Annotated in this window: 20 protein-coding genes and 1 pseudogene; 9 read left to right on the forward strand and 12 right to left on the reverse strand. The window is 67.5% G+C overall.

Annotation, left to right across the window (positions count from 1 at the left end; genetic code table 11):
• Nucleotides 1-19 precede the first annotated feature (19 nt).
• Nucleotides 20-1,057, reverse strand: coding sequence for a type IV pilus twitching motility protein PilT (locus AC10QF_RS12375; protein ID WP_004147099.1), 1,038 nt, complete (start codon nucleotides 1,055-1,057; stop codon nucleotides 20-22).
• Nucleotides 1,058-1,144: 87 nt separating this feature from the next.
• Between AC10QF_RS12375 and AC10QF_RS12380 the strand changes: the two genes are divergently transcribed.
• Nucleotides 1,145-1,822, forward strand: coding sequence for a YggS family pyridoxal phosphate-dependent enzyme (locus AC10QF_RS12380; protein WP_069138982.1), 678 nt, complete (start codon nucleotides 1,145-1,147; stop codon nucleotides 1,820-1,822).
• Between the two features lie 18 nt (nucleotides 1,823-1,840).
• Complete coding sequence (gene proC / locus AC10QF_RS12385) at nucleotides 1,841-2,662, forward strand: pyrroline-5-carboxylate reductase (RefSeq protein WP_494542286.1); 822 nt, start codon at nucleotides 1,841-1,843, stop codon at nucleotides 2,660-2,662.
• Nucleotides 2,663-2,722: 60 nt separating this feature from the next.
• On the opposite strand, the gene AC10QF_RS12390 is transcribed toward proC, so the two are convergent.
• Nucleotides 2,723-3,598, reverse strand: coding sequence for a LysR family transcriptional regulator (locus AC10QF_RS12390; protein ID WP_095377013.1), 876 nt, complete (start codon nucleotides 3,596-3,598; stop codon nucleotides 2,723-2,725).
• Nucleotides 3,599-3,687: 89 nt separating this feature from the next.
• Here AC10QF_RS12390 and AC10QF_RS12395 point away from each other — a divergent pair.
• Nucleotides 3,688-4,299 (forward strand): annotated as a pseudogene (locus AC10QF_RS12395) (short chain dehydrogenase); the annotation flags it as partial.
• Nucleotides 4,300-4,377: 78 nt separating this feature from the next.
• Here AC10QF_RS12395 and soxR read toward each other — a convergent pair.
• Complete coding sequence (gene soxR / locus AC10QF_RS12400) at nucleotides 4,378-4,812, reverse strand: redox-sensitive transcriptional activator SoxR (protein ID WP_005415534.1); 435 nt, start codon at nucleotides 4,810-4,812, stop codon at nucleotides 4,378-4,380.
• Between the two features lie 29 nt (nucleotides 4,813-4,841).
• On the opposite strand from soxR, the gene AC10QF_RS12405 reads away from it, so the two are divergent.
• Nucleotides 4,842-6,263 carry an MFS transporter gene (locus AC10QF_RS12405; protein WP_111175617.1) on the forward strand — a complete coding sequence of 474 codons (1,422 nt, stop codon included), beginning with the start codon at nucleotides 4,842-4,844 and terminating at the stop codon, nucleotides 6,261-6,263.
• Between the two features lie 87 nt (nucleotides 6,264-6,350).
• Here AC10QF_RS12405 and AC10QF_RS12410 read toward each other — a convergent pair whose 3' ends face one another.
• Both AC10QF_RS12410 and AC10QF_RS12415 read right to left on the reverse strand, forming a co-directional pair.
• Nucleotides 6,351-8,372, reverse strand: a complete 2,022-nt coding sequence (locus AC10QF_RS12410) for an esterase/lipase family protein (protein WP_111175619.1) — start codon at nucleotides 8,370-8,372, stop codon at nucleotides 6,351-6,353.
• Nucleotides 8,372-9,346 carry an Lnb N-terminal periplasmic domain-containing protein gene (locus tag AC10QF_RS12415; protein ID WP_111175621.1) on the reverse strand — a complete coding sequence of 325 codons (975 nt, stop codon included), beginning with the start codon at nucleotides 9,344-9,346 and terminating at the stop codon, nucleotides 8,372-8,374. The genes AC10QF_RS12410 and AC10QF_RS12415 overlap by 1 nt, the downstream gene beginning before the upstream one ends.
• 171 nt (nucleotides 9,347-9,517) lie before the next feature.
• Here AC10QF_RS12415 and AC10QF_RS12420 point away from each other — a divergent pair, with 171 nt between their 5' ends.
• Nucleotides 9,518-9,922 (forward strand): GFA family protein, encoded by a 405-nt coding sequence (locus AC10QF_RS12420; RefSeq protein WP_005415530.1) that lies wholly within the window; start codon nucleotides 9,518-9,520, stop codon nucleotides 9,920-9,922.
• Between the two features lie 359 nt (nucleotides 9,923-10,281).
• On the opposite strand, the gene AC10QF_RS12425 is transcribed toward AC10QF_RS12420, so the two are convergent.
• The 3 genes from AC10QF_RS12425 to AC10QF_RS12435 all read right to left on the reverse strand — a co-directional run bounded on the left by AC10QF_RS12425 (nucleotide 10,282) and on the right by AC10QF_RS12435 (nucleotide 13,101).
• Entirely contained in the window at nucleotides 10,282-11,160 is an 879-nt protein-coding gene (locus AC10QF_RS12425) for a LysR family transcriptional regulator (protein ID WP_069138975.1), read from the reverse strand.
• A 38-nt stretch (nucleotides 11,161-11,198) separates the two neighbouring features.
• The gene (locus AC10QF_RS12430) at nucleotides 11,199-12,098 is read right to left on the reverse strand and encodes an SDR family NAD(P)-dependent oxidoreductase (protein ID WP_258391580.1); all 900 of its coding nucleotides are present in this window, start codon (nucleotides 12,096-12,098) and stop codon (nucleotides 11,199-11,201) included.
• A 139-nt stretch (nucleotides 12,099-12,237) separates the two neighbouring features.
• Complete coding sequence (locus tag AC10QF_RS12435; protein ID WP_494542287.1) at nucleotides 12,238-13,101, reverse strand: DMT family transporter; 864 nt, start codon at nucleotides 13,099-13,101, stop codon at nucleotides 12,238-12,240.
• 132 nt (nucleotides 13,102-13,233) lie between these two features.
• On the opposite strand from AC10QF_RS12435, the gene AC10QF_RS12440 reads away from it, so the two are divergent.
• Entirely contained in the window at nucleotides 13,234-14,613 is a 1,380-nt protein-coding gene (locus AC10QF_RS12440; protein WP_494542288.1) for an aminotransferase-like domain-containing protein, read from the forward strand.
• A 99-nt stretch (nucleotides 14,614-14,712) separates the two neighbouring features.
• Complete coding sequence (locus tag AC10QF_RS12445; protein ID WP_005415525.1) at nucleotides 14,713-15,387, forward strand: class I SAM-dependent methyltransferase; 675 nt, start codon at nucleotides 14,713-14,715, stop codon at nucleotides 15,385-15,387.
• A 3-nt stretch (nucleotides 15,388-15,390) separates the two neighbouring features.
• Here AC10QF_RS12445 and smqnr read toward each other — a convergent pair whose 3' ends face one another.
• A complete protein-coding gene (gene smqnr / locus AC10QF_RS12450; RefSeq protein WP_494542289.1) occupies nucleotides 15,391-16,038 on the reverse strand; it encodes a SmQnr family pentapeptide repeat protein in 648 nt (215 codons plus the stop codon).
• Nucleotides 16,039-16,196: 158 nt separating this feature from the next.
• On the opposite strand from smqnr, the gene AC10QF_RS12455 reads away from it, so the two are divergent.
• Together AC10QF_RS12455 and AC10QF_RS12460 are read left to right on the forward strand one after the other, a co-directional pair.
• Nucleotides 16,197-16,973 carry a DeoR/GlpR family DNA-binding transcription regulator gene (locus tag AC10QF_RS12455; protein WP_494542290.1) on the forward strand — a complete coding sequence of 259 codons (777 nt, stop codon included), beginning with the start codon at nucleotides 16,197-16,199 and terminating at the stop codon, nucleotides 16,971-16,973.
• Between the two features lie 11 nt (nucleotides 16,974-16,984).
• Complete coding sequence (locus AC10QF_RS12460; RefSeq protein ID WP_494542291.1) at nucleotides 16,985-18,118, forward strand: MFS transporter; 1,134 nt, start codon at nucleotides 16,985-16,987, stop codon at nucleotides 18,116-18,118.
• 9 nt (nucleotides 18,119-18,127) lie between these two features.
• On the opposite strand, the gene AC10QF_RS12465 is transcribed toward AC10QF_RS12460, so the two are convergent.
• The 3 genes from AC10QF_RS12465 to AC10QF_RS12475 all read right to left on the reverse strand — a co-directional run bounded on the left by AC10QF_RS12465 (nucleotide 18,128) and on the right by AC10QF_RS12475 (nucleotide 22,308).
• Nucleotides 18,128-19,633: a PepSY domain-containing protein gene (locus AC10QF_RS12465; protein WP_494542292.1), complete on the reverse strand. Its 1,506-nt coding sequence runs from the start codon at nucleotides 19,631-19,633 to the stop codon at nucleotides 18,128-18,130.
• 11 nt (nucleotides 19,634-19,644) lie between these two features.
• Nucleotides 19,645-21,783 carry a TonB-dependent receptor gene (locus AC10QF_RS12470; RefSeq protein WP_494542293.1) on the reverse strand — a complete coding sequence of 713 codons (2,139 nt, stop codon included), beginning with the start codon at nucleotides 21,781-21,783 and terminating at the stop codon, nucleotides 19,645-19,647.
• A gap of 129 nt (nucleotides 21,784-21,912) precedes the next feature.
• The gene (locus tag AC10QF_RS12475; protein ID WP_494542294.1) at nucleotides 21,913-22,308 is read right to left on the reverse strand and encodes a DUF2946 family protein; all 396 of its coding nucleotides are present in this window, start codon (nucleotides 22,306-22,308) and stop codon (nucleotides 21,913-21,915) included.
• Nucleotides 22,309-22,472: the final 164 nt, after the last annotated feature.

Consider the following 22,472-nt stretch of genomic DNA (forward strand, 5'->3'; position numbering starts at 1 on the left):
CGCCCGTCGCTGTCCCGCCTTACTCGAACAGGCGCTTGTCCTTGGCGTACTCGCGGGCCTGGTTGCGGGTGATCAGGCTGCGCTTGACCAGGTCCTGCAGATGCTGGTCCAGGGTCATCATGCCGTACTGCTGGCCGGTCTGGATGGCCGAGTACATCTGCGCCACCTTGTCCTCGCGGATCAGGTTGCGGATGGCCGGGGTGCCGACCATGATTTCCCACGCTGCGGTACGGCCGCCACCGACCTTCTTCAGCAGTGCCTGCGAGATCACCGCCCGCAGCGACTCGGACAACATCGAACGCACCATCGGCTTTTCGCCGGCCGGGAACACGTCGATGATACGGTCGATGGTCTTGGCCGCCGAGCTGGTGTGCAGGGTGCCGAACACCAGGTGGCCGGTTTCCGCGGCGGTCAGTGCCAGGCGGATGGTTTCCAGGTCGCGGAGTTCGCCGACCAGGATGATGTCCGGGTCCTCACGCAGTGCCGAGCGCAGTGCTTCGTTGAAGCCATGCGTGTCACGGTGCACTTCGCGCTGGTTGATCAGGCACTTCTGCGAGGTGTGCACGAATTCGATCGGATCCTCGACGGTGAGGATGTGGCCGTATTCGTTCTTGTTGATGTAGTCGATCATCGCCGCCAGCGTGGTCGACTTGCCCGAGCCGGTCGGGCCGGTCACCAGGATCAGGCCCTGCGGTTGCTGGATCACCTCGCGGAACAGCGGCGGGCAGGCCAGGTCCTCGAGGGTGAGCACCTCGGACGGAATGGTACGGAACACCGCGCCGGCGCCGCGGTTCTGGTTGAACGCGTTCACACGGAAGCGCGCCAGCGACGGGATCTCGAAGGAGAAGTCCACTTCGAGGAATTCCTCGTAATCGCGGCGCTGCTTGTCGGACATGATGTCGTACACCAGCGCGTGGACCTGCTTGTGGTCCAGGGCCGGGATGTTGATCCGGCGAACGTCGCCGTCCACGCGGATCATCGGCGGCAGGCCTGCAGACAGGTGCAGGTCGGACGCTTTGTTCTTTACGGAAAACGCCAGCAGTTCGGCGATATCCATGAGCGGCTACTCCCCAATAACGGCTTCGACTGGAAGGATCTTTCCCCGGGCGGCAGTATAGCCTCCTGATTCAACGGAACGCGTTACGTGGCCACTCCCCTGCCCCAGATCCTGAGCAACCTGCATGCCGCCGCCGAGGCGGCCGGCCGGCCCGATCCGCGCCTGCTGGCCGTTTCCAAGACCCAACCGGCCGAGGCCGTGGCTGCGCTGGCCGCACAGGGCCAGCAGGCCTTCGGCGAGAACTATGTGCAGGAAGCGCTGGCCAAGATGCAGGCGCTGCAGCACCTGGCGCTGGAGTGGCACCTGATCGGCCACCTGCAGTCGAACAAGGCCGAGGCGGTGGCCACCCATTTCGACTGGGTGCAGAGCGTGGACCGGCCCAAGCTGGTAACGGCGCTGGCGCGCCATCGCCCGGCCGCACGCAGCCCGCTGAATGTGCTGATCCAGGTCAACATCGACGATGAATCCAGCAAGCACGGCTGTGCACCGGAGGATGTCGAGGGGCTGGCCGCTGCGATTGCCGCCGAGCCCTCGCTGTGCCTGCGTGGCCTGATGGCGATTCCCGCGCCATGGCCCGAGGCCGAGCGTCGCCGCGATGCATTCGTGCGCATGCGCACACTTTTCCAGTCGCTGGCCGCCCAGCGCGCGCAGGTCGACACGCTGTCGATGGGCATGAGCAGCGACTACGCCGAAGCCATCGCCGAGGGCGCCACCCTGGTGCGCATCGGCACCGCCCTGTTCGGCGCGCGCGCGCGACCGGCCTGATTTTCCAAGGAGACATCCATGGCAGCTGATTCCATCACCTTCATCGGCGGCGGCAACATGGCGCGCAGCCTGATCGCCGGCCTGATCCGCCAGGGCGTGCCGGCCGCACACATCCATGTGGCCGAACCGGTTGCAGCGCTGCGCGAGTCGCTGGCTGGCGACTTCGGCGTGCAGGTGCACGACAACGCCACCGATGCCGGCGCACAGGGCAGCACCTGGCTGCTGGCGGTGAAGCCGCAGGTGCTGCGTGAGGTCTGCCAGTCGCTGCTGGCACTGGCCCAGGCAAACCGGCCGCTGGTGGTGTCGATCGCCGCCGGCATCACCAGCGCGCAGCTGGAACGCTGGCTGGGTGGCAACCTGCCGGTGGTGCGTGCGATGCCCAATACCCCCGCTCTGCTCGGCGCCGGCGTGACCGGCCTGTATGCCACTGCATCGGTGGATGCGCAGCAGCACGCGCAGGCCGAACAGGTGCTGGCCAGCGCTGGGCGCACGGTGTGGATCGAACGCGAGGCACTGATGGATTCGGTCACCGCCGTGTCTGGCAGCGGGCCGGCCTATGTGTTCCTGCTGGCCGAAGCGATGGAAGCGGCGGGCATTGCCCAGGGCCTGCCGGCCGACGCCGCGCGCACGCTGGTGGTGCAGACCCTGCTGGGCGCCTCGCGCATGCTGGATGAGGCCGGTGAGAGCCCCGCAGAGCTGCGCCGCCGCGTGACGTCACCCAACGGCACTACCCAGGCCGCGATCGAGAGCTTCCAGGCTGGCGGCTTCGAGGCACTGGTGGACAAAGCACTGCGCGCCGCGCAGGTGCGTGGACAGGAATTGTCTGCGGCGAATGATTGATCCCCTGGGGTCAGACCCCTCTGCCGAGGCAATGGGATCTGACCCCATCTACCCCGATGATCACTGCCCCAACGTGGCCATGACGAAATCGACGAAGCACTGCAAACGCGGGCGCGGGCGTCGATCGGGCAGGTAGATCAGGTGCATCGGCCGCGGTTCGGGCAGGTAGTCGCGCAGCAGCGGCTTCAACCGCCCCGCTGCGATCTCCGCCGCCAGCAGTGCGGTGGGCTGCAGTACCAGCCCGGCCCCGGCCACGGCGGCTTCGCGCAATGCGAATCCATCGTTGCTGCTCAGCCGTGCCTCCCAGTCGACCTGTTCGCCGTTGGCCAACTGCCAGCCATGCCCGCCGCGCCAGGCCAGGTGGCTCAGGCAGTCGTGCCCCTGCAGGTCATCCGGTGTTCGCGGCGTGCCGCGCCTGCGCAGGTAAGACGGCGCCGCGCACAGGCTCATCGCATACGGCGGCAGCGGCCGCGCCACCACCTCCTGCGATGGCAACGGCCCGACCCGGATCGCCGCGTCGAAGCCATCTTCGATCAGGTCCACGCGGCGGTTGCTCAGGTCCAGCTCGATATTCAACTGCGGCTGCGCACGCAGCAGGCCAGCCAGCTGCGGCGCCAGCACGCAGCTGCCCCAGGTGGTGGGCGCGCTGACCCGCAACAGGCCACGCGGCTGTACCTGCAGGCCGGCCACATCGGCCTCGGCCTGCTGCACTTGCTCCAGCACCTGCCGGCACCCGGCCAGGTAGGCGCTGCCGGCTTCGGTCAAGCGCTGGCGGCGGGTGTTCCGTTGCAGCAACGCGGTGCCCAGATGTGCTTCCAACTGCTGGATGTACTTGCCCACCATCACCGCCGACACCTGCAGCTGTTCGGCGGCGCCGGCGAAGCTGCCGCGCTCGGCCACTGCCACGAAGGCCTGCATGCAGCGAAGGGTATCCATTGCTAATCCAGAGTTAGGAATCTGCGAATCATACGCCGCTTACCTAACCCCACTGTGACGACGCAGACTGCGCTCACTCCCTCACGCAAGGAAAGGCCATGAAGATTCTCCTCGTCGGTGCCAGCGGTACCCTCGGCCAGGCAGTCGCCCGCCAGCTCGGCCAGCAGCACCAGATCCTCGCCGCCGGTCGCCACAGTGGCGAACTGCGTGTGGACCTGACTGACGACGCCAGCGTTGCCGAACTGTTCGCGCGTACCGGTGCAGTCGATGCGGTGATCTCCACCACCGGCTCGGTGCATTTCGGACCGCTGCAGGAGATGACGCCGGCACAGTTCAACAGCGGCCTGCAGGACAAGCTGCTGGGACAGGTGCGGCTGGCACTGGCCGCGCAGCACCACCTCAATGCCGGCGGCTCGATCACCCTGACCAGCGGCATCGTCAGCGCGCAGCCGATCCGCGACGGCGTCAACGCCACCGCAGTGAATGCCGCACTGGAAGGCTTCGTGCGCGCTGCCGCACTGGAGCTGCTGCCGCGCGGCCTGCGCATCAACGTGGTCAGCCCGAACGTACTGATCGAATCGATGGCGGCCTACGGCCCCTACTTCCCGGGCTTCGAAGCGGTAAGCGCGCAACGCGCGGCGCTGGCCTTCCAGCGTGCAGTGGAAGGCATCCAGAGCGGCGAGACGATCACGGTCTGGTAAGAAAAAGGGGACGGAGGGGATCAAGTCGTTTTCGTCCGCCGGGCATGGCCCGGCGCGACCGGGAGCGCGTCCCCTTTTTCATTCCCAGCGCATCGGGCCATCGCCGCGTTCGCCGAGAACGTCGCCAGGGTTGGCCAGGCGGCAATGCTGCAGTGACAGGCAGCCACAGCCGATGCAGCCGGTCAGCTCATCGCGCAGCAGCTGCAGCATGTGGATGCGCTCTTCCAGCTCGGTGCGCCAGCGCGCGGACAGCTTGGCCCAGTCAGCCTTGGTCGGTGCACGGCCTTCAGGCAGGCTCTCGAAGGCGCGGCCGACCGCTTCCAGTGGCATGCCCACCCGCTGCGCAACGCGGATCACCGCCAGCCGGCGCAGCACGTCGCGGCTGTAACGGCGTTGGTTGCCCGAGGTGCGCAGGCTGCTGATCAGCCCCTTGCGCTCGTAGAAATGCAGTGCGGAAACGGCCACGCCACTGCGCTGGGAGACCTCGCCAACGCTGAGTTCCTGGGATGCCATTGCTTGACCTCAACTATAGTTGAGGTGGCATGCTGCTATCTTCGCCGCCCGATGACAAGCGCGGCCCGCCCCTGACCGGTATGACCCCGACCCTCTCTCCCGCCGACACCCGCCTGCCGGCTGACACATCGATCCTGTCCGCGCGCTACCGCGCGACCACCCTCGGCATGGTCGCGCTGGTCGCGCTGCACGCCTTCGAAGCATTGGCCGTCGCGGCCGCGATGCCCACGGTGGCCGAAGCACTCAGTGGCCTGCGCCTGTATGCGCTGGCCTTCGGCGGCACACTGGCCACCAGCGTGATCGGCATGACCCTGGCCGGACGCTGGGCCGACCGCCAGGGCCCGGCACGGCCGCTGTGGTACGGCCTGGCCTGCTTCGTTCTGGGCCTGCTGCTGGCCGGCTTCGCCGTGCGCATGGGCATGCTGGTGGCCGGGCGCCTGCTGCAGGGCCTGGGTGCGGGCGCGATTTCGGTCTCGCTGTACGTGATGGTCGGCCGCAGCTACCCCGAGCACCTGCGGCCGAAGGTGTTCGCGGCATTCTCGGCGGGCTGGGTGGTGCCCTCGATGGTCGGCCCGGCGCTGAGCGGCCTGATCGTCCAGCATCTCGGCTGGCGCTGGGTGTTCCTGGCGGTGCCGCTGCTGGCAGTCCCTGCTGCCCTGTTGCTGCGGCCTGCGCTGGCGCGCATGCAGCCTTCCGCAGACAGCAGCAACGACGAGGGCCGCGGCAACATCGTGCGCTGGGCAAGTGGTGCATCGCTGGCGGCGCTGCTGCTGTACTTCGGCGGCCAGCAGCACGGTCCGACCGCCCTGCTCTGCATCGGCGTGGCGATGCTGGCGCTGCTGCTATGCGTGCATCGCCTGCTGCCGGCCGGAACGCTGATCCTGCGCAGGGGCCTGCCCAGCGTGATCGCACTGCGCGGCATCGCCGCTGCCGCATTCTTCGCCTGCGAAGCCTACCTGCCGCTGCTGCTGCAGCGCGAACGCGGGCTCCCGCCCAGCTGGGCCGGCGCGGTGCTCAGCCTCGGCGCACTCGGTTGGTTCGCCGGCTCCTGGCTGCAGGGTCACCAGCAGCGCGGCTGGTCACGCCAGCAGCTGCTGCGCGTCGGCACGGCGATGATGACGGTGGGCATCGCCGCAACGCTTGCGGTGTTGTTCAATGCAGTGCCATTGCCGGTGGCCCTGGTGGGCTGGACGGTCACCGGTTTCGGCATGGGCATGATCTACGCCAGCCTCTCGGTACTCACGCTTTCGCTGTCAGCAGCGCATGAGCAGGGTGCCAACACGTCGGCCCTGCAGCTGAGCGAGGCCCTGTCGGTGACCACCGCGCTGGCGGTCTCCGGTGCGTTGTTCGCGCTGTTCGTGGAAAGCGCGCCGCACACCGGCTACCTGCTGTGCCTGGCGATCACTTTCGGCCTGGCGGTGCTGGCCGCGGCGATCGCACGGCGGGTGTAGCGCCGCCGGGTTTCGGCAGTGCCGGCCGCTGGCCGGCACCATTACGGAATTCCCGCGTGCGCGGAGAGTGCCGGCCAGCGGCCGGCACTACCGGGTCCCCGTCCCCACGTCATCGATATCCCGGTGCAGGATGCGCCGCACTTCCAGCACCGCTTGCGGGGTCTCCTGCACACTGTGGCCGGAAATGATGACCTTCTCCGACTGTGCACCCGGCAGGTGCGCACTCCAGTACGGCACCAGTCCGTCATCGGACTTGTCCACCGGCAGCTCCGGCTTGCGCTGGGCGATGATCGAGTGGTACTTCAGTCCCGCTTCGATCGGCAGCTGCGCTGCGGCCTTGACGAACGGGTCGCTGGCCTTGAGGTTGTCGATGCTGTTGGGAATCTTCGGCTTGGCCGTGCCATCGACCTGCTGCTCGGCCTGCGCCAGCGCCATGAACACGTCCTCGAACTTGCCGAGGATGGTCAGTGGCAGGCGTACCAGGCGACCGATCAGGCGCCCGACCTTGTTGCCGGCAATATCGGTGCCCTGGTGCGGCGCAGCGATGAAGATTGCGCGCTCCACGTTCGGCTGTGCCTTGAAATGCAGCAACGGCCCCAGCTTGTTCTGCACGCGCTTCAGACGTTCGCCCTTCAGGTCATAGTTGGCCAGCAGGTCGTTCCACAGCACGTCACCGGAATCGCTCACCAGCAGCCGCGCGAGCACGCCGCCCATGCTGTGGCCGATGTAGACCATGTCCTTCGATGCACGCGTGCTGCCATTGGGATCGAAGTGCTTCAGCGTGTCGTTGAACGCATTGGCGATCTCGTAGCGGTTCAGCGCGATCGGTGCGTTGGTCGGGTAATAGACCTGCCACACCTGGAACTGCTGGCGCAGCTCGGGGTCGCCCATGATCTCGTTGGCCAGGTTCACCCAGGCTTCCGGGCTGCTGGCCAGGCCGTGCAGCATGAAGATGATGCGGCGGTTCGGGTCCCACGGCTGCATCAGGTAGATGTGTGGCTCGCCGATGCCCTCGCTCATGCCGAACAGGGTGCGCAGTGACTGCCGGGCGAAACCGCTCTGGGCAAGCCATAGGCCGTAGGCCGCGGTGAAATTGCCGGCCAGCGGCACCTGTTCGCCGTGCAGGGTGATGCTCTCGGTAGCTTCCGGCGAATAGGCATCCAGTTCAACCCGGCGCGTCCGCATCACATCGTCCAGGCTGCTGCCTTCGAAGCGCAGCAACGCGGTGACGTTGATCGAGGACATCTCGCTGAACTCGGGCACCGAATCGTCATGCCGATGACGGCGGCCACGGCGTGCGCCCTCTTCGTCATCCTGCGGTGTCTCCGCCTTCGGGCCCTCAGGCGCGATCACCGGTGCGACCAGCTTCGGCGGGTCCATCACCATCACCAGCTCGGCACCGAAGCCATCACGGCGATAAGTACTGCGCAGCCCGACGAAGCTGACCGTGCCGGCCGGCACCAGCTGCGCGGGAATGCTCTTCAGGTTCAGCTGCTGGTAGTTGGAAGCCAGCGACCAGCTGCCAACCGAGATCGGCTTCGTGTAGTCCTCGCCAGCCAACGCAGCGGCGCGCGCGCGGACGAACAGCACCACCGCCGCCTTCTCGGCCGCGTAGTTGTAGTAGTCACGCACCTGCGTCTGCCGGTCTTCGAAGGCGCGATCCGATGGTGAGCGGCCGCTGTAGAACAGGTAGGCATAGGCGTAGCGCGCGGCTTCCAGCCAAGCGTCCAGCGCTGCGTCGCTCATCGGCGGGTCGCCGGCTGCGGTCTTCTTCGGCGTCAGCGCCAGCGCGGCCTTCACCCACAGTTCGGACAGCGCAGACAGCCGCTGCTCGACATTGAGATCGTCGGTCATCAGCAGCGTGCTGCGGCAGACCAGGAAGTCCTTCTCGCACTGCGATTCGTCCAGGCCTGCCGCGCTTAGCGTCTCGCGCGCAGCGGGGCTGAGCTTGCCGGTATTGAGCACGTCGGCACGCTTGTTGACCAGCGAATCGCTGGATTTGACCTGCTTGACGGTGACCATCGCGCAACCACTGCTGCCCAGCAGCAGGAAGGCGGCGAACAACACCGGCAGCGCACGCTGCCAGCGGATCAGGAGGAGTCGAGTCATTACTGCGGGTCCTGCTCGGTGCCAGGTACGCCCTGGCGGATCACGGTGGAGAAGTGGTCGCCGCTGCCCAGGTCCAACGCACGCTGGGTGATGCGGCCCTTGTCATGCAGCTCGGCATAAGGCACGCCTGGGGTGAGTGCGCCGACCGCCTGCGCATACTCGGCCAGATACCCGGACAGCAGCAGGCGGTAGTCCAGCGGCAGGCGCGGCGCGATGTGGCGGGCCAGGTCGAAGACGATGGTGGTGCAGTTGCTGGTGAGCGTGTTGTAGAAGCCCGGCTTCGCATCCAGTTCGCGCGCCTGCGCGATGTACGCGGCAAACAGTTCCTTCAGCTGCGCGTGGTCCATGCCGTGCAGGCGGTACAGATAGACATCCTCGCCACGCGCGTTGGTGCGGGTGCGGATGATGTCGGTCTCTTCCGAGGCCACCAAGGTCATCTCGAACTTGCGGAAGAACCCGCCCAGTGCCGAAAACGATTCGCCGCGCTCCTTGCGGATCTCCAGCGAGAACACCACGTGGCGACCGTCCTCGAAACCGAACGAGATGAGGGTGTGGGCGATCGCCGGGCCCATCCAGTACGACAGCACCAGATCGGCCGAGCGCAACTGGTCCAGGTCGTATTCGCGGCGCACCCAGCGCGCGTCGTAGTCGGTTTCGCTGCGCCAAGTGAAATCGCGCACGTTGTCGAACGCCACGTGGCGCCCGTCGAAGGACACCACATGCAGGCGCTGGGCCACGTCATCGGCCCACACGCGGTCCTGGCGTGGGGTCAGCAGCAGCCACCACAGGCCGGCCAGCGCCAGCGAAGCGCCGAACGCCAGGCCCAGGCGACGGCTGCTGCGACCACGCGCGACCTGCCACGACGCCCACAGCGCAAACAGCAGCCACAGCACCGCAATGCCGTTCGCCAGCCAGCCCGGCCCCGGCATCTGATAGGCCAGCAGCCCGGCCACCCACAGCGCTGCCAGCGCCATGGCACTTCCTGTCATCCAACGTCCTGCGGCTTTCACTGGCATCCTGTCGCGGTCCCGAAGCCGCATAGTTAGCCACAAGCGGGTTCACCGTGGCACCTACGGCCTGTTCAGGCACGCCGGCGCACCGTCTGCGGCGGTCCATGCGGCCAGGTTCACTTCACAGGAGCAACGATGGGCATCACTTCCGTGGCCGGCGTTCCGGTCCAACCCCGGCACCGCGCCACCTGCCATTGCGGCACGGTCGAACTGCTGCTGGACCTGCCGGATGGCATCGTCGATCCACGCCGCTGCGACTGCTCGATGTGCCGGCGCCGTGGCGCCATCGCCGCCAGCGTCCCCCGCCAGGGCCTGCAGGTGGTGCGGGGGCAGCATCACCTGCAGAAGTACCAGTTCAACACCCATGTGGCCGAGCACTACTTCTGCGGCGTGTGCGGCATCTACACCCACCACCGGCGCCGCTCCAACCCCGACCAGTACGGCTACAACGTGGCCTGCCTGGAGGGCATTGATCCGTTCGCGCTGGGGGTCATTCCGGTCAGCGACGGGGTCAACCACCCGTCAGACCGCACCGGCTAGTGGCGCGCGCGCCGCAGCGGCGTGGCGACCTTCTGCCAGGGAGCCATGCCGCTGCGCCCGGCCCGCACAGGGCGTTTCAGCCAGGGGCGGCGCGGCGGTGCCTGAGGCGCGTCCGCAACCGGGGGAGGAAGCGGTCTACGGCCGGGCCAGAGATGGTCGAGCAGCCACATGGCGGGTCTCCGTGGGGGACGGGGACGTCAACATTAGACCTGGGTGGGCATGGGCGGCGTGAGCGGAAGACGACAACGGGATGACGGTAGGGCCCGGAGTGGGGCTTCCTTGCTCGACGGTGCACGACGGGAATCACCGGAGCCTGGTTCCATGGTCATGCATTGCCGCCGGCGAACGCACAGGCGGCGTCAGGCCCCGGCCGCCGCCTCCAGGAAATTGCGCAGCAGCGGCGACGGTTGCTCTGGCCGCGTGCAGAACGGCAGATCGAAGCGCGCGGCATCGCTTTCCAGCGCGCGATAGACGATCTCCTGCGGGCGGAAGCTGGCCATGCTGGCTGGAACGATTGCCACGCCAGCGTCCACCGCCACCAACGACAACACCGCATGCATGCCCTGCGCTTCCTGCACCACGCGCGGGGTAAAGCCCGCAACGGTGCACAGGCCCAGCACCTGCGCGTGGAAGCCGATGCCCTCGCCCGCTGGCCATGAAACGAACGGCTCGTCGGCCAGCATCGCGATGTTGAGCTCCGGCGCATCGGCGAGCGCATGGGCACGTGGCAGCGCAATTGCCAGGCAATCGTGGTCGAAGTCGTGCAGCACGAGCTCGGCGGCGGGAATCGGTGGAATCAGCACGCCGACGTCGATGCGCTGCTCACGCAGCCACAACTGCTGCTGACGCGACGTGGCTTCCTGCAGGTGCAGCTGTACCTGCGGGTACTGCTGGCGGAAGCGGCGGATCAGGCCAGGCAGGCGCCCATACAGCGCACTGCCCACATAGCCCACGCGCAGGCTGCCGGACTGCCCGGCGGCGGCGGCGCGGGTGCGCTGCAGCGCCTGCTCGGCCTGCTGCAACGTTGCCCGCGCCTCCACCAGCAACGTCTGCCCGGCCACGGTCAGGCCCAGGGTGCGATTGCCGCGCACGATCAGTTCGCTGCCCAGTTCGTCTTCCAGCCGTCGTATCGCCGCCGTCAGCGGGGGCTGCGACATGTGCAGGCGCGCTGCCGCGCGGTGGAAATGCAGCTCTTCGGCCACGGCCACGAACTGGCGAAGCAGGCGCAGGTCGATCATCTCGGTGCCGGCAGTGGAAACCTGCCTAGGGTACGCCGTCAGCTGCGCGCGTCCACACTGGCGCGGGCGATGGCCGGCCACTGCAGTGCGACCGATTCGATGCTGTCAGCAGTCACCGCACGCAGATCGCGCGGGTACGCCACATGCTCGGCTTCCTGCAGGCGCAGTGCATGGAACTGCCCGTTGCTGGCACGCAGTGCCCACCCACCTTCCTGGCAGCGCGTGGATGCCAGATAGGCCACCCCTTGCGCAACAGCTTCCGGATGCAGTTCGTCGGGCTCGCCTTCGATGCCCCACATGCGTGTCTTCGCCACCGGCGAAACAGCGTTGACCACGATGCCATGCTCGGAGCCTTCCAGCGCCAGAACATTGACCAGGCCAAGCGCGGCCAGCTTGCCCATTGCATAGGCGGACAGTCCACGCTGTGCGTACTGCGGATACAACGCGCGATCCGACGTAGTGATGACGATGCGTCCACCACCGGCCTCGCGCATCGCCGGCCATGCCGCCTGCGCCGCCCACAACGGCGTCTTCGCCGCCACGCACAGCATCTGCTCCAGCGCCTCATCCTCGATCGCTTCCAGCGGCTGGTACTCGACCCAGCCAGCGTTGTGGATCAGGAAGTCGATGCGGCCGTGCGCCTGCAGCAGCTCCTGCACCAGCGCATGGCAACCGTCGCGATGGCCGATGGGGCCGCTTGCGGCCTGCACCTGCAGACCCTGCGCCTGCAGCACTTCGACGCTGCGCAGGATGCGCTGCGGATCTGCGCCTCGGCCATCGGTACCGGCACCGACGTCATGCATCAGTACCTGCGCACCGCGCTCGGCCAGCAGGCGGCTGTAGGCCAGGCCGAGTCCACCGGCGGCACCCGTCACCAGGCCAACCTGACCTTCAAAGGAAATTCGGGAAATCGGCTGCATCGGCACAGCTTCGGCCATGCACCCAGGTTGCGGCCAATACCATTGACCACGCCGCACGATACGCCCGCGCTATCACCGAAAAAGGGGACGGAGGGGATTAAGTCGTTTCAGGCACAGCAGGGCCAGTTACGACTTAATCCCCTCCGTCCCCTTTTTCCTAGCGACTGAAGCGGCGGGCGCCTGCCACGCAGATCACCGCGACCGCGGTCACCAGCACCATGCTGAGGCTGACCGATTCGTGCAGCAGCAGCGCGGCCAGGGCCAGGCCGAAGAACGGCTGCAGCAACTGCAACTGGCCGACAGCGGCGATGCCGCCCTGCGCCAGCCCGCGGTACCAGAACAGGAAGCCGATCAGCATGCTGAACACCCCCACGTAGCCCAGCGCCCACCACGCCGAGGCACCGACCGCAGTGAACGAGGCCGGGCGCATCAGCACCGTCAACGGCAGCATCACCGGCAACGCCAGCAGCAGTGCCCAGCTGATCACCTGCCAGCCGCCCAGATGACGGGCGAGCCGGCCGCCTTCGGCATAGCCCAGCCCGCACACCACGATGGCCGCCAGCATCAGCAGGTCGGCCTGCAGCGAGGCCTCGATGCCGTTGCGCACCGCATAGCCGACCACGCAGGCACTGCCCAGCAACGAGAACAGCCAGAAGGCAGGACGCGGCCGCTCGCCACCGCGCAGCACGCCGAACAGCGCAGTGCTCAGCGGCAACAGGCCGAGGAACACGATGGTATGTGCCGATGACGCGTGGCGCAGCGCAAGCGCGGTCAGCAGTGGAAAACCGACCACAACGCCGAGGCTGACCACCACCAGCCCAGGCAGGTCACCGCGCCGCGGCCACGGCTGGCGCAGCATAAGCAGCAGGCCCAGGCCAAGCACGGCGGCGATGGTGGCGCGTGCGGCGGTGACGAACCCGGCATCCAGCTGCAGCACCGCCAGGCGGGTGGCCGGCAACGAGCCCGCGAAAATCACCACCCCGATGAAGCCATTGATCCAACCGCTCGCCGACCGTTCCACGCCTGTGATCCTGAAGTGCCAGGCGACGCCTGGCGGAGCCTGTATGGAAGCATCCATGGCGGAACCGCCCCAGCTACAATCCAGTACAGTCGCAAAGAACTGTATTGCCCACACTTCCACTACAGTGCTGACATGCCACGTCCGCTTACCCGCATCGAATCGGTCATCCAGGCCGTCCGCAACCGCATCACCGCGCGCGTGGATGGCCCCGGCTCCCGCCTGCCTTCGGTGCGCGCGCAGGCGGCAGCGATGGGCGTGTCGGTCTCCACCGTGGTCGAGGCCTACGAACGCCTCGCTGCCGAAGGGTTGATCAGCGCGCGGGCCGGTTCCGGCTTTTACGTCAATGGGCCGGCCGCACCGCTGGCACTGGCCGAGATGGAACCGCGGCTGGACCGCGCGGTGGACCCGCTGTGGGTGTCGCGGCAGTCGCTGGAAACCCCGCCGGGCCACCTCAAGCCGGGGTGCGGCTGGTTGCCCAGTGACTGGCTGTATCACGATGGCATGCGCCGCGGCCTGCGTCGGCTGGCGCGTGCCGATGCAGTGCATCTGGTCGACTACGCCGGACCACTCGGGCTGCCCGCGTTGCGCCAGCTGCTGCAGAGGCGCAGCGCCACGCTCGGCATCGATGCACCGATGGAGCAGATCCTGCTGACCGAATCCGGGACGCACGCGGTCGACCTGATCTGCCGTTTCCTGCTCAAGCCCGGCGACTGCGTGCTGGTCGATGACCCGAGCTACTTCAACTACCACGCGCTGCTGAAGGCGCACCAGGTACAGGCAGTGGGTGTGCCGTACACGCCCACCGGCCCGGACCTTGAAGCGTTCGCGCAGGCGCTGCAGGCACATTCGCCACGGCTGTACATCACCAACTCGGGCCTGCACAACCCGACCGGTGCGGTGCTCTCGGCCAGCACCGCGCATCGGCTGCTGGGGCTGGCCGAACGCAGCGAACTGATCATCGTCGAGGACGACATCTTCGCCGACTTCGAACTGCAGCCGGCGCCCCGGCTGGCCGCGCTCGACGGGCTGTCACGGGTGATCCACGTCGGCAGTTTCTCCAAGACGCTGTCGGCCGCTTCGCGCTGCGGCTACATCGCTGCACGTCATGACTGGATCGAAGCATTGACCGACCTGAAGCTGGCGACCAGCTTCGGCGGTGGTCATCTGGCCGCGCAGCTGATGCACATCGCGCTGACCGACAGTGGCTACCGACGCCACATGCAGTCGATACGCTCGCGGCTGGCCGACGCGCGCCGGCACACACTGCGGAAACTGCAGACGCTGGGCATCACGCCGTGGCTGCAACCGGAAGCCGGCCTGTTCCTCTGGTGCCAACTTCCCGATGGTCGCGATTCCGCCGCGCTGGCCCGGCAGTGCCTGCGCGAAGGCATCGTGCTGGCACCGGGCAACGCGTTCAGCCAGTCGCAGCGCGCGGCCGACTATCTGCGCTTCAACGTATCGCAGTGCCAGGACGCACGGATCTGGCAAGTGCTGGCGCGGGCATTGCGCTGAGCTGGATGCAAGCCGGTCAACGCAGCTAGGAGTGTCCCGCGGCAAAGGCACTTGCATGCCACGGTACAGTGGTATGTCCCCTGCTGCAGGAATCCGCGCATGTCCACGTTCTCCGACCCACAGGCGGTGGCCCGCTATGCCGAAGCGCCACTGCGCCAGGTGCCTGGGTTCCTCGCGTTGCAGCAGATGAGCCGCCTGCTGCTGGCCGAACGTGTTCCTGCGCAGGGCCGCGTACTGGTACTCGGTGCCGGTGGCGGGCTGGAGCTGAAAGCCTTTGCCGAGGCGCAACCGGGCTGGCAGCTGCTGGGTGTGGATCCGGCCGCGCCGATGCTCGCGCTGGCCGAGCAGACACTGGGCCCGTTGAACGCACGCGTCGAACTGCTGGAAGGCTACATCGACGATGCCCCGGACGCGCGCTTCGATGGTGCCAGCTGCCTGCTCACCCTGCACTTCCTAGATGCCGCGCAGCGCCTGCACACGCTGCGCGAGCTGCACAGGCGCCTGCAGCCCGGCGCGCCGCTGGTGGTGGCGCACCACAGCGTGCCGCAGGATCCGGCCGGCAAGCTCCGCTGGTTGCAGCGCTACGCCGCGTTCGCCCATGCCTCGGGTGTTGCCCACGCCGATGCGCAGCGCGCGATCGAGGCCATTGCCGAGCGGCTGCCGCTGCTGGCGCCCGAACAGGAGGTCGCCCTGCTGCAGGAGGCCGGCTTCGACGGCGTGGAGCTGTTCTATGCAGGCTTCAGCTTCAGGGGCTGGGTGGCGTACGCCGGGTGATGCCTACGGCACCACGGTGATGCCGATGCGCTGCATCAACAGCGCCACCTGCTGCACGTCCAGCGTGGCGCCACGCAGGTTGGTGCTGCGCAGGTCCAGCTCACCGAGCTCCGAGTGGGTCAGGTCGCAGTCGGTGAAGTTGGCGCTGTTCCAGTCGATGCCCTCGAACTGGCCACCGGACAGGTCCGAGCCGGCAAAGCTGGCGCCACTCACGTTCGCACCGTCCCAGCGGTTCTCCCACAGTTCGCATTTCTCCAGCGTGACCCGCGAGAAATTGGCATAGCGCAGGTTCGACTTCTTGATGAAGGCACTGCAGAACCCGCTGCGCGGGGTGATCTGGTTCATGAAGCTGGCGTTGCTGAAATCCGCGCCCTGCGCGCGGCACTCGCTGATTTCCAGGCCCAATGCCTTGACGAAATTGAAGTGGCACATGCTGATGTCGCAGCTGCGGAAGCTGGCTTCCTTCAGCGTGGCGCCGTTGAAGCGGCAGCCACTGCGGCTTTCGGCGTCATAGAAGCTGCAGTTGATGAACTCGGTGGCAGTCAGGTCCACGCTGGAAAAATCGCATTCGTGGAACTGCTGGTCGACCACTTTCTGGCCGGTGTACTGGTCCGCGCCGATGCGCAGCTTGCGGTGAACGGTGGGGGACATCGTGGATTCCATGCCAGGTGCCCCGCCATCATGCCGGGCCGCGAGGGCGATCCATAGACGTGGGCGCGGGAGGATTCACCGGCAGTCCAGCCGCGCTGTGCCCCCGATGCCAATTGCACGTTGTTGCACATTTATGCACGAACGTGCAGACTTATGGCATGAACTCAGACCCCAGCCCCCTCCCCGCCCAGCGCACCCGGCAGATCCTGGAGGAACTGCGCCAGCAGGGCCGCGTGGTCGCTGCCGAACTGGCGCGCCGCTATGCCGTCTCCGAAGATTCGATCCGCCGCGACCTGCGCGAGCTGGCCGCACAGGGCCTGTGCCAGCGTGTCTACGGCGGCGCCGTGCTGCCGCCGCCCAAGGAACGCCCGCTGCGCGAGCGCCTGACCCGCGACCGCGGCGACAAGGCCGAGCTGGCCGCACGCGTGTGCGCGTTGCTGCAACCCAATCAGGTTGTACTGCTCGATGCCGGTTCAACCAACCTGGCGATCGCCCAGCAGCTGCCGCCCGCTCTCGGGCTGACGGTGATCACCAATGCCCCGCAGATCGCCACCGCCGCCAGCACGCTTGAAGGCACCCTGGTGCAGCTGATCGGCGGCCGCTTGGCCAGCGGCGGCGGCGCGGTCGGCGCAGAAGCACTGGGCCAGGTGCAGCGCCTGCGCGCCGACGTGTACCTGCCCGGCCCCTGCGCGGTGGACGGCGATACTGGTGTATGGGCAATGGATGCAGAAGAGGCCACGCTGAAGCGCGCGATGGTCGCGTGCAGCAGCCGCGTCATCGTCGCCGCCACTACTGAAAAGCTCGGTGCACGCGGCAACTGGCAGATTGCCAGCCTCGACGAGATCGACGACCTGGTGCTCACCACCTCGGCCCCGCCGGCGCTGGCGGCACGCTTCCGCGCCGCAGGCATCGCGGTACACCCCACTCCGCCCTGACCGTACCGCTCATGTCCCTTGCCAACCGCGCGCGTGCCGAACAGCACGCGACCCGCGCTGCGTTCTTCATTCCCGGCTTCGCCACCGCGCTGTGGGCCACGCTGGTGCCGTTCGCCAAGGCACGCACCGGGATCAACGACGCCACGCTGGGGCTGGTACTGCTCTGCCTCGGTGCCGGTTCGCTGCTGGCAATGCCGTTGTCCGGCGTGCTGGCCGCGCGCCTGGGTTGCCGGCGGGTGATGGTGGCCAGCAGCCTGCTGATCTGCCTGACCGTGCCCGGCCTGGCGCTGGCCGGTTCGGCTTGGACACTCGGGCTGGTCCTGTTCGTGTTCGGTGCCGCCGTGGGCGCAATGGACTGCACGATGAACGTGCAGGCCGTCATCGTCGAGCGCGAAGCACGGCGCGTGATGATGTCCGGCTTCCATGCCTTCTTCAGCATCGGTGGTTTCCTCGGCGCGGCCACCATGACCGTGCTGCTGTCCGCACAGCTGCCGCCCTTGGCATCGGTGCTGATCGGCGTTGGCGCCATGCTGCTGGTGATGCTGTTGTCGGCAGCGCACTGGCACAGCGAACGCATGCCGCACGACACACCGATGCTGGCCCTGCCGCACGGCATCGTGTTGTTCATCGGCGTGCTGGCGTTCGTCGCCTTCCTCGGCGAAGGCGCGATGCTGGATTGGAGCGCGGTCTTCCTCAGTGACGTTCGTCGCGTCGATGCCAGCCTGGCCGGCGTCGGCTACGTGACCTTCACCCTGACCATGACCGTGGCGCGCCTGTTCGGCGACGCACTGGTGGCGCGCGTGGGCCGCCAGCGCGCGATCGTCTTCGGTGTTCTGCTTGCCGCTGCGGGCGTGCTGGTGCTGACCCTGGTCACGCCGTGGCAGGCGTCGCTGGTCGGCTACGTGTTGGTCGGCCTCGGTTGCGCCAACATCGCGCCCGCGCTGTTCTCGCTGGCCGGTCACCAGACCCGCATGCCCGGCGCGCTGGCGATCACTGCCGTGTCCACGCTCGGCTTTGCCGGCATCCTTGCCGGACCGGCACTGATCGGCTTCGCCGCAGACCATTTCGGCCTGATCGCCGCGTTCGTCGGCGTGGCCACGGCCTTGTTGCTGGTGGCGGTGTCCACGCGCTGGCTGCGGGTGTAGCCCAGGGCATCAGCGCCGCCTGCGGCGCAGCTTCATCCGCACGCGCCGGTAGCCGATCACCGTCGCCGTGGCACACAGCGCGGTGCCAGCAGCGCTCAGCAGCAGCAGCACCGCCAGCCGGGCACCTTCCTGGCGCAGCATCGCCGGCAGGTCCCAGCTGTGCAGGAAGTAGAACAACCAGCGCCCCACCCGCTCGCGATGCCCCATCGTCAGCAACGGATCGCCGGTCGCCAGATCGAGATAGACGCGCGTCGCCTCCGCATCGCCAAAGTCCACCACTGCCACCGGGAAGCGGCGCACTGCTGCGCCGTTCATGGCCTCGGGCGCACGCGGATAGAAATAGGCATCCGCTGCCTGCTGCACCACGAAACCCTGCATCGGGGCATCGGACAGCGCGCGTGCCTTCTGCTGCAGCCATGCGGTCGGCAGCCACCGTGCGACCTGCAGGTGCCCACTGCCGCCGGACACGATGCGAGTTTCACCCCGGCCGTCCAGCAGTACCGCGAACAGTTCACCACTGATCCGTCGCCACTGAATCTCCACCGGCCGGAAGCACTCAGCATCGGCCACCGCCAGAAGCTTCGCCGGATCGCCCAACGCGCCATCCACCGCCACCGCGCCGCCACGATAGCGCCCACCGTCGATCGCAGCATGCGTGCTGCTGAAGACGCCCAATGGATTCATCGACATCAGGCCACTGAAGATCCAGGTGAACACGAAGGCCGCTGCCACCAGACCGATCAGATGGTGCCAGCGCATCCACGGCTCGACGTACGGTGTCTTCGCACCGGAACGATAGTGCCCACGGAAACGCCAGCGCCACACACCCACCACGATGCCGCTGACCGCCGCCAGCGTGCACAGTGCGGACAGCACGATCACCCCCCACGTCCACACCGGGTCCACCGACTGCATGCGCAGGAAATACAACCAGTGCAGCCAGGCGCCCACATAGTTCCAGCGCTGCTGCATATGCGGCGCGTCCAGCACGACTTCACCGGTACGCGAGGACACATACAGGTCGCCCGGTTGCTCACCGCCCACCTCGACGCGATACAGCGGCCGATGCGCGTCCAGTGCACGCGAATGCGTCCAGCGGTCCTCGTCCACGCGCATCGCACCCACGAAGGCCGGGCCTGCGGCGAACTGTGCAGCGGACGCTTCGGCACGCTGTGCCGACACCGGCAGCAGCGCCTGGCCGGTCACGGCAGACCAAGCGCCCACGTTGCTGCCACTTCGCACCACATACGCCGGCTCGCCGCGTAGCGTGGTCAATGCCACAGCCTCCGGCTCGGCCTGCACGGCGGCAGGCAGTACCGACAGCCCCTGCAGGTCGCGGGCCTCTCCCAGCACCGGCAACGCCGCCAGCCGCTCGCCGGGCGTCAGCTTCGGGTAACCAATGAACAGCATCACCATGCCGCTGACGAACCACAGCAGCATCAGCAGGCATCCGCCGATGCCCAGCCAACGATGCACCAGGTAGGTCCAGCGCTTGGCGGTGGATCGCAGCGACATCGCCGGCGTCCTCAGAAGCGGTGGTCGAGCGTGAACTCGACGCGGCGGTCCGCACCCAGCAACCACTGTGTGCTGGTGTAGTACGCCGTCGCGTAGTACGCCTTGTCGAACACGTTGAACAGGCGCGCGCTCACCCGCGTGCGCGGTGTCGCCTGCCAGGTCAGTGCCAGATCGGTGGTGCTGTAGCCGTGCAGCTCCAAGGTGTTGGCGTTGTCGGCGTAGCGCTTGCCGACGTAACGCACGCCACCCGCCGCACTCCAGTCCGGTGCGAACTGCCAGCTCAGCCACACACTGGCCAGGCGCTCGGCCACGTTCGGCGGCACGTTGCCATCACGCGATACCAGCACCGCCGGCGAACCCGTGGTTTCCAGGAAGTCCTCGAATTCGGCCTTCAGCACCGTCGCGTTGGCATCCAGCGTCCAGTGCGGCGCGACATTCCAGGTCAACGACGCTTCAATACCGCGCGACGCCTGCGCGCCCACCTGTACCCGGCGATCCGGCACCAGCGGATCGCGGCTGAGCAGGCCGGTCTTGCGGATGCGGTACGCCGCCAGCGTCCACTCGCCACCGTCGAACGCCTGCTTCAGGCCCACCTCGATCTGCCGCCCCTTGGCCAGGTCGAACGCTCCATTGGCGGGGCTGATCATCAGCAGTCCGCTGACCGGATCTGCCGCCTGCGAGTACTGCGCATACAGGCTCAGCGTCGGCTGCAGCACAAATACCGTGCCGGCGCGCCAGCCGGTGCTGCTGTAGGTTTTCGAGAACGCGTTCTGGCCGCTGATCAGATCGGTGCGATCAATGCGCGCGCGGTCGTGGCGCAGCCCACCCAGCACCGACCAGCGCTCGCTCAGCGCCAACCGGTCTTCCACGAACAGCGCGTACTGCTCGGCGGCGTTGCGATAGCGCGGCAGGTTCGGCGCGCCGCTGGCAAACTGGCCCGGCACCGGCTGGAACGGATCGACCGGGCCCGAGCTGCCGGCATAGGTGTTGTTGGTGTGCTTGAAGTGCGCGCGGTTGGCGTCCAGGCCCACCGCGAAGCTGTTCGCCCTACCGCCCACATTGCCCTGCACGCGCAGCGTCGAGGTCAGCCCGGTCTGGTCCTGGTTGTGGGTGATCTGGGTGTTGCCCGAGCGATCGATCAGGCCGGTGCGCGGGTTGTAGACATAGGCCTCGGCGTTGCGCCAATCGCGCTGGCTGTCGATCTGGTAGAGGCGCGTGCGCCATTCGACGCTTGCGTTTGGCGTCCACAGCGCATCGAGCTGGGTCCAGCGGTCGCGGTAGCGGATCTCGCTGTCGTCCACGTTGTAGTTGCGGTGGCGCAGCGCCTCAAGCTGGCGGCCCTCGACCAGCGGCGTGCCGAAGTAGCGCATGGGTTGCTGGTAGCCCTGCGCATGGGTGAGCGTCAGCTGCAGGTCCGCACGTGGCTGCCACAGCAACGCACCGGAGAATGTCGCGTCGCTGTTGCGCCCACGATCAACCCAGCCACCGCTGTAGTTGCCGCTCACATCAACCCGATAGGCCAGCTCAGGCGTCAGCGCGCCACCACTGCCGAAGCCCAGCCGCGCGGTGTCCTCGCTGCCCACGGTTACGCTGATCTCGTTCTCGATGGCGCCGCGCGTGGGCTTCTTCGGCACGATGTTGATCACGCCGCCGATCGCCCCGTCGCCATGGATCACCGAGGCCGGGCCGCGCAGCACTTCGATGCGCTCGATCGACCAGGTATCGAACGGGAACGTGATGCCCACGCCGCCGTACTGGCGCAGCCCATCGTACAGCCGCATTACCGAGGCACCGTCGGTGAAGCCGCGGCTGGACAGCGCACTCAGGCCATTGCCCGGATGCGGCATCGCACTGATCGCACCCGCTCGGCTGATCGCATCGTTGAGGTTGCTGTCGCCGCGCTGCTCCAGTTGCTCGCGCGAAATCACCGTCAGGCTGGCCGGCGTCTGCAGCACGCTCAGGCCCAATGCAGAGCCTGCGCTGGCAGTGGAGGACAGCTCGCCGCTGCGGGTATCGACCACGCGCACGGTCTCCAGTGTGGTCGGGGGCGCCGCGTCGGCGGCAAGCAGGGGCGCAGCATGCAGGAGCAGCGCGCACAGGACAGGCAGCGTCGCCCGGCGCAGGCACGCGGGGTTGGGGTTCGTTTTCATTTTTTCACGGCATGCAAGGCCACCCCGCAATGGCAGGGCAGCAATCAGAAAGGGACAGACACGCGCGTGCGGGCACCGGCCGTGGCCGGCAACCTCATGGAAGAACGTTCAATGCAGCGCGCGTGCGGCTCAGGCAGCCATCAGTGCCGGCGGCCCACGCGCGCCCAATGTGCCGCTGATCCGTTGTGGCAACGCCCGCACCGCACTGCGCAGCGCGCGGCACACCGGTGCCATCGGCGCCAACAGCAGCACTGCCGCCACCAACAGGGTGATCAACCGCGCTGCAATCAGGCAGTAATCACAATCCACGCCCATCTCATGATCGGCATGCGGATCGGCGGGCGGCTTCTTTGCGGTCTCGCCGTGCGGCATCGCCATCGCGTGATGGTCGTGGTGTCCTTCCATCGCGTGCTGCACATGCTCTGCGTGTATTGCGTGGTCCATGGCTGCCACCGGCGCAGCGGCAGCCACGTGACCATGCGCCAGCCAGCGGCTCACCAGCGGGGCGAGCAGCACCAGCAGCATGGCAAGCCAAGCCAGGGCCTGGAACCGGCGGTGGAGGACAGAATGACGCACCCGGCCATTCTACGGGCCTGTACCCAACCTTGGACCCCGTTCAGGGTTTACCCCCTGCGACACGGTGACGCAGGAGCTCGCCTCGCGCGGCGACATGTGAATGCACCACACCG

This window comes from Stenotrophomonas maltophilia complex sp. Om-AH-Sm3 (assembly GCF_059337855.1).

What these genes read in the sequence shown, in the direction of transcription:
- AC10QF_RS12420 (WP_005415530.1), top strand. Translation starts at nt 9,518, where the DNA reads ATGGGCATCACTTCCGTGGCCGGCGTTCCGGTCCAACCCCGGCACCGC.
- AC10QF_RS12460 (WP_494542291.1), top strand. Translation starts at nt 16,985, where the DNA reads ATGTCCCTTGCCAACCGCGCGCGTGCCGAACAGCACGCGACCCGCGCT.
- AC10QF_RS12455 (WP_494542290.1), top strand. Translation starts at nt 16,197, where the DNA reads ATGAACTCAGACCCCAGCCCCCTCCCCGCCCAGCGCACCCGGCAGATC.
- AC10QF_RS12405 (WP_111175617.1), top strand. Translation starts at nt 4,842, where the DNA reads ATGCTGCTATCTTCGCCGCCCGATGACAAGCGCGGCCCGCCCCTGACC.
- AC10QF_RS12425 (WP_069138975.1), bottom strand. Translation starts at nt 11,160, where the DNA reads ATGATCGACCTGCGCCTGCTTCGCCAGTTCGTGGCCGTGGCCGAAGAG.
- AC10QF_RS12415 (WP_111175621.1), bottom strand. Translation starts at nt 9,346, where the DNA reads ATGGCGCTGGCAGCGCTGTGGGTGGCCGGGCTGCTGGCCTATCAGATG.
- AC10QF_RS12475 (WP_494542294.1), bottom strand. Translation starts at nt 22,308, where the DNA reads ATGCTGCTGGTGCTGCTCGCCCCGCTGGTGAGCCGCTGGCTGGCGCAT.
- AC10QF_RS12390 (WP_095377013.1), bottom strand. Translation starts at nt 3,598, where the DNA reads ATGGATACCCTTCGCTGCATGCAGGCCTTCGTGGCAGTGGCCGAGCGC.
- AC10QF_RS12465 (WP_494542292.1), bottom strand. Translation starts at nt 19,633, where the DNA reads ATGTCGCTGCGATCCACCGCCAAGCGCTGGACCTACCTGGTGCATCGT.
- AC10QF_RS12410 (WP_111175619.1), bottom strand. Translation starts at nt 8,372, where the DNA reads ATGACTCGACTCCTCCTGATCCGCTGGCAGCGTGCGCTGCCGGTGTTG.
- proC (WP_494542286.1), top strand. Translation starts at nt 1,841, where the DNA reads ATGGCAGCTGATTCCATCACCTTCATCGGCGGCGGCAACATGGCGCGC.
- AC10QF_RS12470 (WP_494542293.1), bottom strand. Translation starts at nt 21,783, where the DNA reads ATGAAAACGAACCCCAACCCCGCGTGCCTGCGCCGGGCGACGCTGCCT.
- smqnr (WP_494542289.1), bottom strand. Translation starts at nt 16,038, where the DNA reads ATGTCCCCCACCGTTCACCGCAAGCTGCGCATCGGCGCGGACCAGTAC.
- AC10QF_RS12440 (WP_494542288.1), top strand. Translation starts at nt 13,234, where the DNA reads ATGCCACGTCCGCTTACCCGCATCGAATCGGTCATCCAGGCCGTCCGC.
- soxR (WP_005415534.1), bottom strand. Translation starts at nt 4,812, where the DNA reads ATGGCATCCCAGGAACTCAGCGTTGGCGAGGTCTCCCAGCGCAGTGGC.
- AC10QF_RS12445 (WP_005415525.1), top strand. Translation starts at nt 14,713, where the DNA reads ATGTCCACGTTCTCCGACCCACAGGCGGTGGCCCGCTATGCCGAAGCG.
- AC10QF_RS12375 (WP_004147099.1), bottom strand. Translation starts at nt 1,057, where the DNA reads ATGGATATCGCCGAACTGCTGGCGTTTTCCGTAAAGAACAAAGCGTCC.
- AC10QF_RS12430 (WP_258391580.1), bottom strand. Translation starts at nt 12,098, where the DNA reads ATGGCCGAAGCTGTGCCGATGCAGCCGATTTCCCGAATTTCCTTTGAA.